The organism is Moorena sp. SIO3H5 (assembly GCF_010692395.1).
GTDB lineage: Bacteria > Cyanobacteriota > Cyanobacteriia > Cyanobacteriales > Coleofasciculaceae > Moorena.
Genome location: NZ_JAAHHS010000157.1, coordinates 1 through 16,140 on the forward strand (window position 1 = coordinate 1; position 16,140 = coordinate 16,140).

General features: G+C 41.9%; 12 protein-coding genes and 1 pseudogene. 6 read left to right on the forward strand and 7 right to left on the reverse strand.

The genetic code is table 11. From position 1 onward, the window contains the following. Positions 1-150: 150 nt before the first annotated feature. Together F6K52_RS17890 and F6K52_RS17895 are read left to right on the forward strand one after the other, a co-directional pair. Entirely contained in the window at positions 151-1,308 is a 1,158-nt protein-coding gene (locus F6K52_RS17890) for a cupin domain-containing protein (RefSeq protein WP_293080192.1), read from the forward strand. A 133-nt stretch (positions 1,309-1,441) separates the two neighbouring features. After that, a complete protein-coding gene (locus tag F6K52_RS17895) occupies positions 1,442-2,443 on the forward strand; it encodes a sucrase ferredoxin (RefSeq protein ID WP_293080195.1) in 1,002 nt (333 codons plus the stop codon). Between the two features lie 361 nt (positions 2,444-2,804). Here the strand turns inward: F6K52_RS17895 and F6K52_RS17900 are convergent, their stop codons facing one another. Next, positions 2,805-3,254 (reverse strand): GNAT family N-acetyltransferase, encoded by a 450-nt coding sequence (locus F6K52_RS17900; RefSeq protein WP_293080199.1) that lies wholly within the window; start codon positions 3,252-3,254, stop codon positions 2,805-2,807. Positions 3,255-3,418: 164 nt separating this feature from the next. Next, positions 3,419-4,267 carry an alpha/beta hydrolase gene (locus F6K52_RS17905; RefSeq protein WP_293080202.1) on the reverse strand — a complete coding sequence of 283 codons (849 nt, stop codon included), beginning with the start codon at positions 4,265-4,267 and terminating at the stop codon, positions 3,419-3,421. A 341-nt stretch (positions 4,268-4,608) separates the two neighbouring features. Here F6K52_RS17905 and F6K52_RS17910 point away from each other — a divergent pair, with 341 nt between their 5' ends. Further along, positions 4,609-5,013, forward strand: coding sequence for a thioesterase family protein (locus tag F6K52_RS17910; protein ID WP_364418325.1), 405 nt, complete (start codon positions 4,609-4,611; stop codon positions 5,011-5,013). A 487-nt stretch (positions 5,014-5,500) separates the two neighbouring features. Here the strand turns inward: F6K52_RS17910 and F6K52_RS17915 are convergent, their stop codons facing one another. Next, positions 5,501-5,701, reverse strand: a complete 201-nt coding sequence (locus tag F6K52_RS17915; RefSeq protein WP_293059573.1) for a hypothetical protein — start codon at positions 5,699-5,701, stop codon at positions 5,501-5,503. 537 nt (positions 5,702-6,238) lie between these two features. On the opposite strand from F6K52_RS17915, the gene F6K52_RS17920 reads away from it, so the two are divergent. The 3 genes from F6K52_RS17920 to F6K52_RS17930 all read left to right on the forward strand — a co-directional run bounded on the left by F6K52_RS17920 (position 6,239) and on the right by F6K52_RS17930 (position 11,491). Further along, on the forward strand, positions 6,239-9,244 hold the full coding sequence (locus F6K52_RS17920; RefSeq protein ID WP_293080206.1) for a CHAT domain-containing protein: 3,006 nt from the start codon (positions 6,239-6,241) through the stop codon (positions 9,242-9,244). Positions 9,245-9,248: 4 nt separating this feature from the next. Further along, positions 9,249-9,599, forward strand: coding sequence for a hypothetical protein (locus F6K52_RS17925; protein ID WP_293080209.1), 351 nt, complete (start codon positions 9,249-9,251; stop codon positions 9,597-9,599). Between the two features lie 467 nt (positions 9,600-10,066). After that, positions 10,067-11,491, forward strand: a complete 1,425-nt coding sequence (locus F6K52_RS17930; RefSeq protein WP_293080215.1) for a hypothetical protein — start codon at positions 10,067-10,069, stop codon at positions 11,489-11,491. A gap of 141 nt (positions 11,492-11,632) precedes the next feature. Here the strand turns inward: F6K52_RS17930 and F6K52_RS17935 are convergent, their stop codons facing one another. From F6K52_RS17935 to F6K52_RS17950, 4 genes and pseudogenes are all read right to left on the reverse strand, one after another. Next, positions 11,633-12,553: an Rpn family recombination-promoting nuclease/putative transposase gene (locus F6K52_RS17935; protein WP_293080218.1), complete on the reverse strand. Its 921-nt coding sequence runs from the start codon at positions 12,551-12,553 to the stop codon at positions 11,633-11,635. A 385-nt stretch (positions 12,554-12,938) separates the two neighbouring features. Next, positions 12,939-13,961: a tRNA dihydrouridine(20/20a) synthase DusA gene (dusA, locus tag F6K52_RS17940; protein WP_293080223.1), complete on the reverse strand. Its 1,023-nt coding sequence runs from the start codon at positions 13,959-13,961 to the stop codon at positions 12,939-12,941. Between the two features lie 301 nt (positions 13,962-14,262). Beyond that, a complete protein-coding gene (locus tag F6K52_RS17945) occupies positions 14,263-15,762 on the reverse strand; it encodes a 2-succinylbenzoate--CoA ligase (RefSeq protein WP_293080226.1) in 1,500 nt (499 codons plus the stop codon). 78 nt (positions 15,763-15,840) lie between these two features. Then, positions 15,841-16,140: pseudogene (locus tag F6K52_RS17950) on the reverse strand (o-succinylbenzoate synthase); the annotation flags it as partial.

Consider the following 16,140-nt stretch of genomic DNA (forward strand, 5'->3'; position numbering starts at 1 on the left):
TTCTAGAATTGTTAGCAATAATTTAGTTGCTAATAATTTTGGGTAAATCCGAGCTTGTATCAGAAATTAGAGAAATCTTCTCAATTATATTTCTGGTGCAAGCTAGTTGCTTAGTATAAATTATTTGTTGCTAATATTTCTCAAATAGTTATGTCAGTGCTCGCAAAAATCCTCAAGCCATACAGTGAGCAGAAATTCCTAGAATACCATTGGACGAGTAAAGCAGTATTTATCCCAAGTGAGGACGAAAGGAAGTTTGCTGATCTATTTTCTTGGCAAAAACTCACCAATCTCCTGAATTTCCATCAATTCAAGTATCCGGAGCTGCGCTTAGCGTTAGATGGCAAAGTTTTGGAGGAAAAGGAAAACGCTAATCTAATCAAGTGGTGCCAGTCAGGGGCAACTCTAATCATCGACAAGGTCCATAAACTAGTACCAGAAATTACTAACTTCACCTCAGAAGTTAGACAAGATTTAGGCTATAGTGCTCAAGTCAATTCCTATTGTTCATGGCCGAGTAAACAGGGATTTTCCTGTCACTACGATACTCACGATGTCTTTATCTTGCAAATAGACGGAAACAAGGAATGGTATGTATTTAGCGATACTCTAAAATACCCCTTGACTGATCAAAAATCAGCCTCTGAAACACCTCCGGAAGGGGAACCTTACTTGAAGTGTATCCTTACCCCTGGTGATGTGTTGTATATACCCCGTGGACATTGGCACTATGCTGTTGCTCTAGATCAACCGTCACTACATTTAACCCTAGGGATTCATTGCCAGACTGGTATGGATTTTTTAGACTGGTTAGTGAGTGAGTTACGGCAGAATGAAGCCTGGCGTAAAAATTTGCCACTGCGGTTCGATGCTGCTCCATTAGATCAGTCGATTGATAACTTAATCGAAAATTTCAAAGAATACCTTACTAACAGTGATATCCAGGAACGATATAACTGTTATCTTGATGGCTTAGTCAAGCCACTAGCTAGATACTCTCTACCTGCGCAAGCAGGATTTAATATATTTCCCAATGATGTAGAGACTAGGTTTAGGAATCCCAAATTTAAACGCCTCAAAATTTCACAACTGCCAAATGACAATGGCTACAAAATTATCGTTTCAGGTAAAGAAATCATTTTAAGAGGAGTAACTGACTCCTTGGTGGAAAATTTATTCACCAGAGAGACGTTTACTGGTAGTGATGTCATGACATGGTTACCAGATTTCGATTGGGAGCTTGATGTTGTTCCTCTTTTAACTCACTTAGTTACTGAAGGAATTATTTTTGTTGATACCACAGTATAACTAATAGGGAACAGGGAACAGGGAACAGGGAACAGGACATCAAGAAACAAATTATCTGTATATCAGAGCTCTTAAAAACGCTAAAAAAAATATTTATAGTTGTTTATAAAATGATAATTAAGGATAAAAACCCATGAACACTTTTTTTTGTGCTGACCATTCACAGCAGTTAGCCGAAGATATTATCGGTAGTGGTACTAATTACCAAGTGTATGTTTTAGTGGAATGCCGCCAACCGTGGCTGTCTAATGCCATGGATTCTAAGTATATTCCAGACAATCTTAGGAGTTTAGTAGATGAGGTGAAGCACCGTAAGCTGCCAGTAAGATTCCTGCTTATTGCTAATAATAAAACCCTAAAAGCAGATCAGACTAAGGTTTTGATTTATAGCCACAACGGTGAGGCCAGGTTAAAAGGGTACAGCAAGCTAGAGTTTGATGTGACTAATCTTGGTGAGGTAGCTGGGATTGTCAGACAATTCTTAGCTGGAGAAACTCCAAAGTGTGTCACACAAGACAGTGACACTAGAGACATTTTGGTTTGCACCCACGGTAGCCATGATGTTTGTTGCGCCAGGTATGGTAATCCTTTTTACTGCAAAGCCTTAGCTACTGTTAATGAGTTATCCTTAACCAATGTCAGACTCTGGAAAGCTAGCCACTTTGGTGGTCATCGGTTTGCTCCCACTGCGATTGATTTCCCAGATGGAAGATACTATGGTGTTTTAGATCAAGATTCATTTAAATCAATTTTAATCCGTAGTGGTGATCTTGAATGCTTCAATCGAGTTTATCGAGGTTGGGGAATTCTACCGACTAAAATTCAGGTATTGGAAAGGGAACTTATCCTCCGCTACGGATGGAATTGGTTTAAGTACAAAGTTGGTGGTTCAATTATTAAGGAAGATGCGAATCAGGATTCTATTCAAGCTGAGATCAGCTTTGAAAAACCTAATGGCTTGATATACCATTGTCGTGCTGAATTGATTAAAGATGAAAGTAAGACATTGCAGCTGAAAGGGTCTTGTGGTGCTCAGAAAGAGTCAGTGTTTGTTAAATATACTATCAAGAATCTCTGCCTTTACTCGGAATTGCTGGAAATTCTTCCAGTTTATCAACCGCAGATGGCAAGCTAATATAGCGCTACGCGCAAGGCAATAGGCAATAGGCAATAGGCAATAGGCAATAGGCAATAGGTCAGCTCAACTAGTATGCTGCGTTGATAACGCATCTTACAGATCGAGTTATTATTACCTACTCCCGACTCCCTATTCCCTATTCCCTTTACTAGAGAGGGCTTGCTGAATAAGTGTGGAAGCCTTGCAATACTTTGCTTTCAAGGATTTTTTTGCTGAATAAGTGCAACGTTAATTGAATCCTTTGGCTCAAAAACCTTGTATGTTCATGGAAAATTCCCTAACACCATTAACCATTAACCTTACCTAACACCTAACACCTAACACCTAACACCTATCACAACCGGGAATTATGACTTATTCAGCAAGCCCTAGATAGATTAAGGTACATAAATTGGTGGCTGATGCCAACATAGTCAAAGGGCTCACCGTCGGCTATAAAACCAAGGCGACTATAGAAACCTAGGGCATTAATTCTAGTCATTAGTCTTAAAGCCTTGAGATTGTTTGCTTTGGCTTTTTCAATTAATGTCTTGATCAGTTTGGTGCCGATGCCTTGGTGACGAAATTCAGGTAATAGTCCAACGTAGGCAATAGTGCCCAATCCGGGAGACAATTCTCTTAATCTTGCTGAACCAATTACCTGATTATTACACATAGCAACGAGATGAAAAGCACTACTTTCGTACTGGTCTTGTTCTGTTCCTTTCTCCATACCTAAGGGTTCTCTGAAGACAAGCCACCGCTGGTGGTACATATCCTCTAACTCTTGTTTATTCTTAACAGGACGCACTTCAATAGTTGTAATCATGCTTAACCATATTAAGAATTAAGAATTAAGAATTGTCAGCTATCAGCTATCAGCTATCAGCTATCAGCTATCAGCTATCAGCTATCAGCTTAAGCGCTACGCGCACGCTACGCGAACAGCTTTGAATTAATTCTACATTCTTAATTCTACATTCTTAATTATGATCACCTTAAAACTTGGGGATTATTGCTAATCCAGCTGTCGATATCTTTTAACACCTGATCGGGAATTTCCCAAGGAAACAAGTGAGCCGTATTGTTATAGCATTGCCATTGGCTATCCTTAAGATGTTTAGCGGTTTCTTTACTTGATGCTGCGGTAATATGGCGATCAGCCGCTCCTGCTAAGACCAGGGAGGGACATTGAATCTGGTGTAAGTCTGGCAAACGGTTATACCCAGCCCTAATGGCAGTGTTGAGTGCTTGTGTAGCCTCTTGGGAGGTCTGTAAATAGGCTGATATGGCGTGCTTGGCAATATACTCGTAGGTGCTGCTTGTGTGTTGTTGGATCAGGTACCGAAAAAGCGATCGCTTACCAAATGTGTCAATATTCCACTGCCATCCTGGTTGTAACCAATTTAAGATACCAGCGATGCCGGTATAGAGATTATCCTGCCAACTAATGGGGGGATGATTACCCCAAGGTCGAGCGGCTGTGGCCATTAAAATTAAACCCGTCACTCTCTGAGGTAGCTTCAGGGCAAGCTCCATTGCCAAAATTCCCCCTAAAGACCAACCTAGTATCAAACAGCGGTCAATGTGGTAGTAGTCGAGGAGGGATTCCAAGTCAGTCAAGTGCTCGGTCATCTGAAAATTCCGATCAGCTGGACTTTTACCATATCCTCGCAAATCAGGGCTGATAGTCCAGAACCTCTGGGATAGATGTTGGGTAAAAACCGAAACGCACTGATTTGAGCCTGGATGACCGTGAAGGCAGAGAATTGGGAATCCTGACCCCTGGAGGTCAGTGTTGAGATATACTGCTGGTTGGGAGTCTTGTTTGATGCCATTCATGTTAATATCATGTGCGGTTGAACAATTATAAATAGTAGGTAATAGGGAACAGGGAACAGGGAACAGGGAACAGGGTATCAGAAGACAGATTACCTACCAGAAGGAAGCTAGGTTTTTTGATAACTGATTATATGAACATGATATAATCGTTAGTTGCTAATTTACCAATGAGATCAAGAGATCAAGTCTAGAGCGATTTATAACCTAATCAGGTATACAGTTTTTTTCCCTGTTCCTACTTCCAAATTCCCTCTTTAATTATTCTATATTACCTGTTCCCTGTTCCCTGTTCCCTGTTCCCTAACAACCCCAAAAATTGTACCTCATCACAGTAAAATAGCATGATTTCTTTTACTTATAATCGCACTGTTCGGTTTTCAGATACCGATGCAGCTGGTGTGGTGTATTTTGCTAATGTTTTATCTATCTGCCATGAAGCCTATGAAGCCTCTCTAGATGCATCGGGGATTAATCTCAAGTCCTTTTTCACTAAGCCCGCTGTAGCTATTCCGATTGTTCATGCCAGTGTAGATTTTTTGCGTCCTATGTTTTGTGGGGATCCACTGCTGATTCAGGTGATGCCTGAGCAGTTGAGTGAAAGTAAGTTTGAAATTGCTTATCAGGTTGTTACAGCTTCGTCATCGCAACAGTTACTGGCAAAGGCAATTACGAAGCACGTTTGTATTAATGCAATGAGTAGAACTAAAGTTGCTTTACCTGAGGAAATAGTGCAATGGCTTGGGTAAGCATTCAGCTATCAGCCATCAGCTTTCAGTTTGCATGGGTAAGCATTCGTTTAATCTGTGTTACGAAACGCTGTGCCGTAGCGTGGCCATAGGCCAAAGAGCTTTATTTTAAGTATTAGGCTGACGGCTGACAGCTGTTCGCGTAGCGTGGCCAAAGGCCTTCGGCTGTTGGCGTAGCCTGCGCGTAGGGCATATGCTTACTGGCTAGGGACTAGGTAAGAGGTAAAAAATCCTGTGTACCTGATAGCTATGAAAAACCCTTTAGTAATTTTATTATCCCTTTAAGATGATATAGCTGAAGGCTGACAGCTGACAGCTGACCGCTGACCGCTTAAACAAAAAATAGCCGTAGAAATACTATCTACGGCTAGCGAGTTCAACTTTTGATTTATGTCACAAAAATACCCGAAACTTTCGGATGTGATCCTATACTATCAGACCAAACCCAAGGCCACCGGGGGGGGAACCCCCCCAGAAAGTTAAGGTGTTATGGCAACAACCAATACTTGGTCATTGTAGTTATCACTTCACCGGGCACTTCAGTAGGTTCCAGAGGAGTCCATTCAGCAATCTCCGCATAGCCCAATGAATAAAACATCTGCATACTATAAATTACTGATTGACGAGGACCTTTCAGAGTGTGCTGAGTTGGTTGTTTTTTGAAGTTCCGAGTAAATTGTTCTGACATATTTCAAAAGTTTAACTTGGATTTATAATTATTATTGTAATGATTATAGTTTTATTTGTCAAGGGTTTCAAAAAGCTTTTATAAAATTAAAAATTAAAGATTAAAGATTAAAGATTTAGAATTTAGTATTGCCTATTGACTCTTACCTCTTGCCTTTTGCGTCTTGCCTTTTGCCTTTTGCCTATTACCATGAGAGAAAAAGGTACTCGTTTCTCAGTAACTAGTACTTGTCAGTGAGAAATGGGTACTAGTGAACCAGAAATGGGTACCTGTTTGTTATAAACCAGTACTGGTTAACGAGAAACGAGTACTGGTATGTGAGAAATGGGTACTTGTTTGTTATAAACCAGTACTGGTTAAGGAGAAACTAGTACTGGTATGTGAGAAACGAGTACTGCTTTGCGATAAACGAGTACTCGTTTGCGGTTAATGGATACTCGTGTGTTAAATATTTATACAGCACTACCCACTTCTGACTTCTGACTTCTTAAGAAAGGCTATAATATTTCAATAAATATTAAACAGCAGTTGATGGCAATGGCTGACAATACATCTGATGCCCAACTTGACTTTCTATTACAGGTACTAAAAGCAACCGCAGAGAGTAGGAGTGATCAGCAGGTAGTTTACCCATTACTGGCAGCAAATACAGACAAACTGGATGATAGATTAGCAGAACTATTGCGGGCTTGGGCAACAATTAAGCTGGCGGAAGTGGAAGCAGATCAAGCAAAATCTATAGCAGCAGTTATTGGCAATTTCAGCAATATAATTCAGAAATTCCCCTTGGGTGACAAAGCCAGCAATATCGAAATTGCCATCACTGGCTATGAAGTCATACTAACTGTTTTCACCCGTGAAGCATTTCCCGAAAATTGGGCAATGACACAACATCTTCTCGGGGCTGCTTACTATGACCGAATCAAAGAGGAGAAAGCCAAGAATATAGAAGAGGCCATCGCTTGTTTACAACAGGCTCTAAGAGTCAGAACCTTTGAGGCATTTCCTTATGAATGGGCAAGGACACAAAATAATCTCGGTGCTGCTTACTGTGACCGAATAAAAGGGGAGAAAGCACAGAATATAGAAGATGCGATCGCTTTTTACCAACAGGCTCTTAGAGTTTATACCTTTGAGGCATTTCCTTATGAGTGGGCATCGACACAAAATAATCTCGGTGCTGCTTACTGTGACCGAATAAAAGGGGAGAAAGCACAGAATATAGAAGATGCGATCGCTTGTTACCAACAGGCTCTTAGAGTAACAACCTTTGAGGCATTTCCGATTGCTTGGGCAGAGACACAAAATAATCTCGGTAATGCTTACGGTGACCGAATAAAAGGTGAGAAATTACAGAATATAGAAGATGCCATCGTTTGTTACCAACAGGCTATTAAAGTTTATACCTTTGAGACATTTACCGAAAAATGGGCAATCACACAAAATAATCTCGGTATTGCTTACGCTGACCGAATCAAAGGTGAGAAAGCACAGAATTTAGAAGAAGCGATCGCTTGTTACCAAGAAGCTCTTAGAGTTTATACCTTTGAGGCATTTCCTGTGAATTGGGCAATCACACAAAATAATCTCGGTATTGCTTACCGTGACCGAATAAAAGGGGAGAAAGCACAGAATATTGAAGAGGCCATCGCTTGTTACCAAGAAGCTCTTAGAGTTTATACCTTTGAGGCATTTACCCAAGCTTGGGCAATAACACAAAGTAATCTCGGTGTTGCTTACTGTTACCGAATAAAAGGTGAGAAAGCACAGAATATAGAAGATGCTATTGCTTGTCACCAACAGGCTCTTAAAGTTTATACATTTGAGGCATTTCCCGAAGATTGGGCAATAACACAAAATAATCTCGGTGTTGCTTACCGTAACCGAATCACAGGAGAGAAAGCCGAAAATATCCAAAAAGCTTACACTACCTTTAAATCTGTCCTAGAAACAGTTGAATATTTGCGGAGTGAAATTATTTCTGGTGATGAGACAAAACGTAAACACGCAGAAGAATGGAATCGAACTTATATAAATATTGTAGAAACTTGCCTAGACTTAACTAATATCACAGAAGCCATTGAATATGTTGAACGGAGCAAAACCCGCAATTTACTTGAAAAAATTCTCAGCCGTGACTTGAAAACCATCTTGCCTATAGATGTTGCCACTCAACTAGAACAATACAGGGATGAAATAGCCATAGGTCAATATCAAATCCAGCATAGCAAAGCTGACAATCCAACCGCCCTAGCACAACATCTCCAACAGTTGCGACAGCAGCGGAATGAATTGCAAAACCACTACTTACCTATTAGTTCTGGGTTTGAGTTTGAGCAATTCCGGAAAACTTTAGATAAAAATACTGCTATTGTTGAGTTTTATATTAGCTTTGATCGCTTTTTAACCTTCATTTTTACTCGCCACAGCCAACAGCCTCTAGTTTTGTCATCTTCTACTGATGAATTAGATGCCTTGATAGATTGGACAACTGCTTATCTGGCAGATTACTACCAACCACAAGACTGGAGGAATCAACTAACCTCAAGACTCCAGAAGCTAGCAGAGATTTTGAATCTTAAGAAGATTCTCCAGCAACTACCCAAAGACTGCAATCAACTAATCCTCATCCCCCATTGGTATCTACATCTATTCCCCTTGCACGCCTTACCCCTTCCTGAAAATCAAGGTAAATGGCTATTAAATCGTTTCTCCCAAGGAGTTCGTTATTCTCCCAATTGCCAACTACTGCAACTTGCTAAAACCAGAAAACGCCCAAAAGAGTTTACCCACCTGTTTGCGGTTCAAAACCCCACTGCTGATTTAGTTTACACTACTATCGAAGTAGACGTAATCAAACGCTACTTCAATCCACCACCAGATACAGAAGTTCTTGTAGAAAACGCTGCCACCAAAGCCGCCATCGATAGCAAAGCTCTCAACACATTCCACTGTGCCCATTTTAGCTGTCACGGTTACTTTAATTACCAAGAACCACGGAAATCCGCTCTAATTCTGGCCAATGCACACAAACCGGCATCTGCTGAATCCAATCCAGAGCGCTATTTACGGGTAAGTGAAGAGGAAGTATTTGACCTAGAGAAATGTCTGACTATCGATGAAGTCTTTGGCCTACAATTAGAGCAATGTCGCCTGGTTACTCTTTCCGCTTGCGAAACGGGATTAATCGACTTTAATAACACTAGCGATGAATACATTGGGTTACCCAGTGGTTTCCTAGTTGCGGGGAGTCCAGCGGTAGTTAGTAGCTTGTGGATGGTAAACGATTTATCCACAGCGTTGTTGATGATTAAATTTTATCAGAATCTGCGAGAGAAGATGTCCTTAGCAGTTGCCCTTAATCAAGCCCAATTCTGGCTGCGGGATAGCACTCAGTCTGAGTTGCTAGCCTGGAGTAGGCAGTTACCTTTAGACAACTCTTCGATGAAAAAGATTGAACAAGCACTGGATTGGTTTAACCCAGATGAGCAACCGTTTCAAAACCCCTACTATTGGGCAGCATTCTGTGTAATTGGAGAGTAAAATCATGATTGATGACCCTCAAATTCTAGTATTTCCTTACTTCCTGGAAACCAAACCAGAAGTGTTTTCTATCGAAGACTTACAGGACTTAGATCGGACATTAGCCCGTTTGCAGAGTAACCCACCAGAAAACCTTGAGAAAATTCTCAGGAATTGGTTTAAGGAACGGTTTACAATTAGGGATGAATTCAGAAAATTTTACGATATTCGTAAGAAGGAGCTTGGCAAAGTTCCTCCCACTCCACCTATCCAGCCCGATCGCCTTGATAATTGGTTTCAGGAGCTGCGTGAGCAGGTGAAGGATCAACTTAATAGTAAAGGGAAGGGGGAACAGGGAACAGGAAGCAGTAAGTAGGGAGATCGCAGTAGAGTGGGCATCCTGCCCGCGAGAAAATATTGAATCTCAGTAGAGTGGGCATCCTGCCCGCGAGAAAATAAGGAGGAAACTGGCAAGATGCCAGTTCTACCAAGATGCCAGTTCTACCAATATGCCAGTTCTACCAAGATGCCAGTTCTACCAATATGCCCATTCATTCCCGCCCTGCCCGCGAGAAAATAAGGAGGAAACTGGCAAGATGCCAGTTCTACCAAGATGCCAGTTCTACCAAGATGCCAGTTCCACCAAGATGCCTATTCTACAGGTGGGACAATCACGGGAATTTAATTCTTAATAGGTCAAGCGCACCTAAAAACTATTAAAATCATTCTATTATTAAGCAACACCCACATAATTTTTTACCTCTTATCATTTCGGACTTCATTCTTACCTGCTCCCTGCTCCCTGTTCCCTGTTCCCTGTTCCCTGTTCCCTTTGCTATACCAATGACCTCTAAAGTCTATGCCCCTAATGTTCATTTATTTGCCTTTCATCTAAAAACTACTCAGCCCACTACCTTACTTTGGGACAAGTGCAACGAGATTATCTCTCAAAAATTTGGAGTGACTAAGCAGCTTGAAATTGAAGAAGAGTCAGGATATCGAGTAGACTTGCTCAAGGATAAAACTACTGATGATGTGGCTTTCCACTTTGGAAGTAATGTTACCCTAGATAATACTTCCCTAGCTGTTGCCGGAGTTGCAACTCCCCTGAGAATTCAAGATACCTATGGCTTAGCCCTAAACCTCCGGCGTCCTGAACTAGAGGAAAATCAGACCCAACGCACCCAACCAGTCTCTTCCAGCTTTCTAAAACAATTGAATCCAGCAGGGTGCTTGATGCCTGAGGAAATTGGCAGTTCCATTGGTCAAACTCTGGTCTTAACAGTTTGGTATACAGAACAAAAACGCTTTATTCCCTGGAAGTTACTGCAAAATCGCCAGGAATTAAGACAACTGGCTGACGAGTGTTTGCGAGCCTTGATTCCTGCTCAAATTCCCTGTCCTCACTTCAATCAAGAAGGGGAATTATTCGGCAGTCCGATTTTTGAATACGGAGTTCCTAGTCAAGCGGAAAAATACTGTCATATCCTGGTTTGGATTTTTTGGGAAGCAGAAGCTAGTGATAAGTTTATCGATTACTATTCCAATTTTATTAACCTATTTTGTTATCGAAATAAAGTCATCCGTGCTTATCAGCTGAATCGTGATGTTTATCAGGTAATTAAAGATCACTATCAAACCATTGAGCAGTATTTTGACGAAACCTTTCAACACTGGCCAGCTAGTCAAAGCTTGAGTCAAGGAGAGTTAAATAAATTCAAGGAAGATATCAAATCAGTTTCCCAAAAGGCATTAGACTACTCTCGCTTACTCCGAGATTTAGACCATTATCGACTGACAATTACGATTAATGCTGAAAACTATAAGCGAGAACTGAGGGATATTTCCGGCAAACTCCCTCAAGATGACCTCAGCTTTCTAGAAACCTTTTTCAATGATTGCCGCCTCTTTCAAGAACAAATCCAATCAGATTTGGGCTATTTTGGGAATGGTACTGCACTACTGGAACAAGCCCTTAGTGCGATCCGAGCCCGAGTAGACATTGACCAGGCAGAACGGGAGAAACGATTAGAACGTTGGATTGCCCTGGTGGGTACTGGTTTAGCGGTTAGTGCTATTTCTTCCCAAACCGCTGGTAAACCGGTAGAGTCTATTATCGACCCGAAAGAATCCTTAGATTGCCCCAGCTCTGGTGTTACACCTTGCTTGACTTACAGTTTCGTGTTTGTGCTATTTCATGTGGGCGTTGGTGCGATCGCTGCGTTTATTTTGGATCGGATTATCAATCTGGTATCAAAAAGTGAATAGGGAACAGCGATGCAGCGCGGTCTTGGGGGTTTCCCCCATGAGCGACTGCATCAAGACGGGAACAGGGAACAGGGAATAGAAAAGTCATAGCTGACTTCTGACTTCTGACTTCTAACTTCTGACGCTAAGCGTAGCGCTATATCATTGGTTATCGTGCAACCAATTCGACAAATCTACGCTGGTGGTAAAATCTGCCATAGCAACTCCTAAACCTTCTAATTGTTCTAGAGATAATTGTTGAATTACCTCTAGAATTTCTGAGGGAATTGCACCAAGTTTGCCTTCCAGTTGACGGGATATCAGTCCCTGCATTAATAATCTCCCTTCTTCTCGGCCTTGTTGTTGTCCTTGTTCCCGAGCTTGACGAATTTCACCTTTGCGGTCTTCCATAAATACTTCTCGTTTGTGTAATTCCTCCAAGTCTTTTCTACTCATATTGGCTTGATTAGCTATGGTTAGCGCCTGAGCAATTTCCGGAATTTCTGATAAGGTCTCGGGTATTGCTTCTAAATTTGGGGCTTCTTTCATAAAATAGATCCATTTCTCCGATGCTGTTTCTAAGTCTTCTAAACCCCGGGAAAATTTCGGCAGTTCCACAAACACCATGGTTAGGTGTTCGTTTCGGTAGATAAAGTTTTTTTGCTCTTCTTTAAATACAAAACGAGTTAGGTATCGGTCGGTTTCCTCAAACATGGTGAAGTCGGTAATCGTTAAAGCAATCACCGGCTTACGTTTAGAAGACCTTTCCCCAGATTTTAATTGATTGCCATAGGTTTTGGTGAGATTATAGATTACTCGTTCATCAAAAACCGGGACATTTAACACTTGCATTTCAATAATTACCGTGGAGCCGTCATTGAGTATCGCCTTGACATCCAGGTAGATATCCTTTAACTCCGTAGTATAGCCAGCATTGTATGGGTCAATGATATCTAAATTATTTATCCTAGATTCCCCTTGATATATCAAAGCATCTAGAAAGCTGATAAGGACTTCTTTACTTTCAGAGGAACCAAAGATTTTCTTAAAAGCAAAGTCGGTTTTGGGGCTAATAAATCTCATGGTTATTTTGTTATGGATGATGGGCGGGCTTTGAACTATAAAATCTGTATATAGCAATTCTACGACTTGTGAGGTAAAAAATTTTGGATTTTAGGGAGCAGGGAGTAGGGAGCAGGGAGCAGGGAAGAGGGAAGAGGAAAGAGAAAAAAAATCATCTATACCTCATAGCTAATAGAAACGTTATAAGATCAGTATTTTGTACCTAAAGCAGCCCATATAACTATTGTTTTTTTAAAAATTATATACTATAATAGTACAAAAATACTTAATAATATAAAATGGGAGATATGGCAATAAAAGGTGGCACAGGCTTCTAGCCTGTGACCTAACCCATAAGCTGACCGCTGACCGCTGACCGCTGACCGCTGACCGCTGTATGCTTACCCTAAGGAATTTTAGCTAAGGCTTCGCGAACGACATCAGAACCAACACCAACCAAGCAGGAATTTTCGGTTAGATGACGTTTCCAGGCTCTACTACCTGGTTGCCCTGCAAATAATTGCAGCATATGTCTGGTAATTTTGTTCAGCTTAAGACCTTTGGCTACCCAGTGATCAATATAGGAAAACATGGCTTCGACAACCTGATGGCGAGTTGGGGGTATAACTGTCTCGCTATAGATATCACAATCAGCTTTGGCAAACAGATAGGGATTGTCGTAAGCTGCACGCCCAATCATTACCCCATCGACATACTGCCGTTGTTCTTGCACTTGTTCAAGACTAGTGAATCCACCATTAATTTCCACGAATAAGTCAGGTAACTCCTGCTTGAGACGATGGACGTCACTGTAACGTAAGGGTGGGACGTTGCGATTCTCTTTTGGACTCAAACCCTGTAGCCAAGCTTTGCGAGCATGTACAGTAAAATGCTGACAACCGGCCTCTGAGACAATGCGTACAAAGTTAGCCATGTCTTCATAGCGGTCAAGGTGATCAATACCGATACGGTGCTTGACAGTAACGGGTATGTTCACTACTTTAACCATAGCCTCTACACAGCGTGCTACCTGTTCAGGCTGCGCCATCAAACAAGCTCCAAAATTGCCATTTTGCACCCGACTACTGGGACAACCAACGTTGAGATTAATCTGGTCATAGTCCATAGCTTCAGCAATTCGGGCGCATTCAGCTAATTCACTGGGAGTGTCACCACCAACTTGTAAGACTAGGGGTTTCTCTTGTGGGGAAAAGCCTAGCAAGCGTTCTCGATCGCCATGAAGAATTGCGGCACTGGTGACCATTTCGGTGTAAAGCAATGTCCGTCGTGTAATCTGGCGCATGAAATAGCGATAGTGGCGGTCAGTGCGATCCATCATTGGCGCAATACTTAAGGGATAACCACTACTAATAATTTTGGATTCAGTAGCAAGTGATTCGGGTGAAATAGCTGTACTCGGAGCAGTCATGGGTTGAGGCAGTTACTTAGGGAGCAGGGAGCAGGGAGCAGGGAGCAGGGAAGTCGGAAGTGGAAAAACAATCCTGTTTACCTGATAGTTATGCAAACCGCCGTATCCCCAGCCTAACAATTTAGCTTAACTTGATTGATTTCGTTGAGTTTCAATTAACTTAAACAATCTCGCGCTATAACTTTGGCGTTGCTTAATAATGGAATGATTTTAAGAGTGAGGTGGAATAGGCATCTTGGTGGAACTGGCATCTTGCCAGTTTCCTGCTTATTTTCGGGCGGGCAGGATGCCCACTCTACTCCTATTCATTCAAAGACTGACGCAACGCTATAAGTTTCACCTGTTCATAATTCAATTTCCCTTGACCATTGCGCGGTAAAGATTCTACCGCCACCCAATTCTTGGGACACTTGAATTTACTTAAATTCCCCTCTACGTTCTGTTGCACCATCGCAACGGAAACCTGATCGGAACTAGGCACAAAAACAGCGGTTACCACTTGACCCCAATAGTCATCGGGTAAGCCAATCACACAAACATCACTCACTAGCCCTGTGCCACGAATTACCTGTTCTACCTCAGCGGGAAACACATTTTCACCACCGGTAATAATTTTGTTACTGCGACGGCCAACAGTATATAAGTAACCCTGTTGATCGAAATAGCCTAAATCGTCGGATTGTAGCGTTTGGACTCTGTTGGGAAATTTACTTAGCTCAGACTCTAGGGCGAGATTTGTGCTAGGGCTATAGTAGCCATGGAATAAGGACTTTGCCTCAATAGTAATCACACCGGTAGAGAGCGCTTCCACGATTTCCCCACTACCATTGCGAATGGTCACCTTGGCATGGGGTAACACCTGACCACAACTATTGTTACCACTGTTAGCACTGTTACCACTGAGGAAATCCTCAGGTTTAAGGGTGACTACACCAGAAGCGGTTTCGGTCATGCCATAGGTAAGAGCTAAAGGAATTCGATCCTGTCTTGCTTGTGTTAATAGGGATTCCCAAGCCGGAGCACCGCCTAACAAGACTGTCCGAAACCGGGATAACCACTCAGCGGCATCTTGGTTGATGAGCTTGGCTAGTTGAGTCGGTACTAGAGAGATAAAAAATTCTTTGGGATCAATGTCTCGTCCTTCCCCAGCTTTCAAGGCTTTGAAGGGCAACATCACCATACGTCCACCTGTGGTTAGCGATCGCATAAACTGCATCAAACCACTGACATGATACAGAGGCAAGACACAAAAGGAATTCACTGGCTTGTTCCCAAAATACTGATGAAACCCTGCTACTGATGCCATTAAGGTTTCCCAAGTGTGAATGGCAAAGCGGATTTTGCCAGATGAGCCCCCTGTAGGAATCATAATGAGTCCTGAAGGCTGATTATTGATTATTGAATATTGACTATTGAGTGTTGAGTGTTGATTATTGAGTATTGATGGCTCAATGATACTGGCTAATTCTCCGATAATTAGATCCGGATGGATTTGGTTAAGGACTTGTTGCCATTCTGGTTTTACCCAGTGGGGATTCCCTAAGAAGACATGACAATTACTGGAAACAGCAGCTAGGAAAGCAGCGATAAATTTAAGAGGACTTTGCTCTACTAAAAGAATTTTCGGTGCTTTTTCCTGGGAAAGTTGGGAAAATTGCTGACAGTATTGCTCAATGAGTTGGTTAAGTTGCTGGCTGTCATAACCAATCAGCCATGGTTCACCAGAACGTTGTTGGACATAGCTTAGGGGCTGTTCAAAGTATGAATCCTGCCGATATTTGCTCTTTAACGCTTCAATCATCTAACCAAATCACTTTAACACCCAATAACTTTCAACATTCCAACCTTGGCTTTTCGGCCACACTACGCGAACAACCTCTTAATTAAACCAGTGGTTGACACCAAAACCTAAAGCACGCTTGAGGTCAGAGAGTTCTGCTGCTAGCTGAAGCACCGCTTGTTGACCAATATTAGTTTCCAAAGCGGATGAAAAGACGGTATCAATCGGATAGGTTTGGCAAAACTGCCGTAGTCGTTTCCGAGAACCTGCGATCGCAGCTTTAATCACAAAAATTCCTCGCCATCCCCGCTGGTAACACTGTTCAAGTTGGTCAAGGGTTGCCACAGATTCATCCAATGCGATCGCAGTGGAATAGTTGTGGCTCATCTCCAACATCAC

What these genes read in the sequence shown, in the direction of transcription:
- F6K52_RS17905 (WP_293080202.1), bottom strand. Translation starts at nt 4,267, where the DNA reads ATGAATGGCATCAAACAAGACTCCCAACCAGCAGTATATCTCAACACT.
- dusA (WP_293080223.1), bottom strand. Translation starts at nt 13,961, where the DNA reads ATGACTGCTCCGAGTACAGCTATTTCACCCGAATCACTTGCTACTGAA.
- F6K52_RS17915 (WP_293059573.1), bottom strand. Translation starts at nt 5,701, where the DNA reads ATGTCAGAACAATTTACTCGGAACTTCAAAAAACAACCAACTCAGCAC.
- F6K52_RS17895 (WP_293080195.1), top strand. Translation starts at nt 1,442, where the DNA reads ATGAACACTTTTTTTTGTGCTGACCATTCACAGCAGTTAGCCGAAGAT.
- F6K52_RS17900 (WP_293080199.1), bottom strand. Translation starts at nt 3,254, where the DNA reads ATGATTACAACTATTGAAGTGCGTCCTGTTAAGAATAAACAAGAGTTA.
- F6K52_RS17920 (WP_293080206.1), top strand. Translation starts at nt 6,239, where the DNA reads ATGGCTGACAATACATCTGATGCCCAACTTGACTTTCTATTACAGGTA.
- F6K52_RS17935 (WP_293080218.1), bottom strand. Translation starts at nt 12,553, where the DNA reads ATGAGATTTATTAGCCCCAAAACCGACTTTGCTTTTAAGAAAATCTTT.
- F6K52_RS17930 (WP_293080215.1), top strand. Translation starts at nt 10,067, where the DNA reads ATGACCTCTAAAGTCTATGCCCCTAATGTTCATTTATTTGCCTTTCAT.
- F6K52_RS17910 (WP_364418325.1), top strand. Translation starts at nt 4,609, where the DNA reads ATGATTTCTTTTACTTATAATCGCACTGTTCGGTTTTCAGATACCGAT.
- F6K52_RS17945 (WP_293080226.1), bottom strand. Translation starts at nt 15,762, where the DNA reads ATGATTGAAGCGTTAAAGAGCAAATATCGGCAGGATTCATACTTTGAA.
- F6K52_RS17890 (WP_293080192.1), top strand. Translation starts at nt 151, where the DNA reads ATGTCAGTGCTCGCAAAAATCCTCAAGCCATACAGTGAGCAGAAATTC.
- F6K52_RS17925 (WP_293080209.1), top strand. Translation starts at nt 9,249, where the DNA reads ATGATTGATGACCCTCAAATTCTAGTATTTCCTTACTTCCTGGAAACC.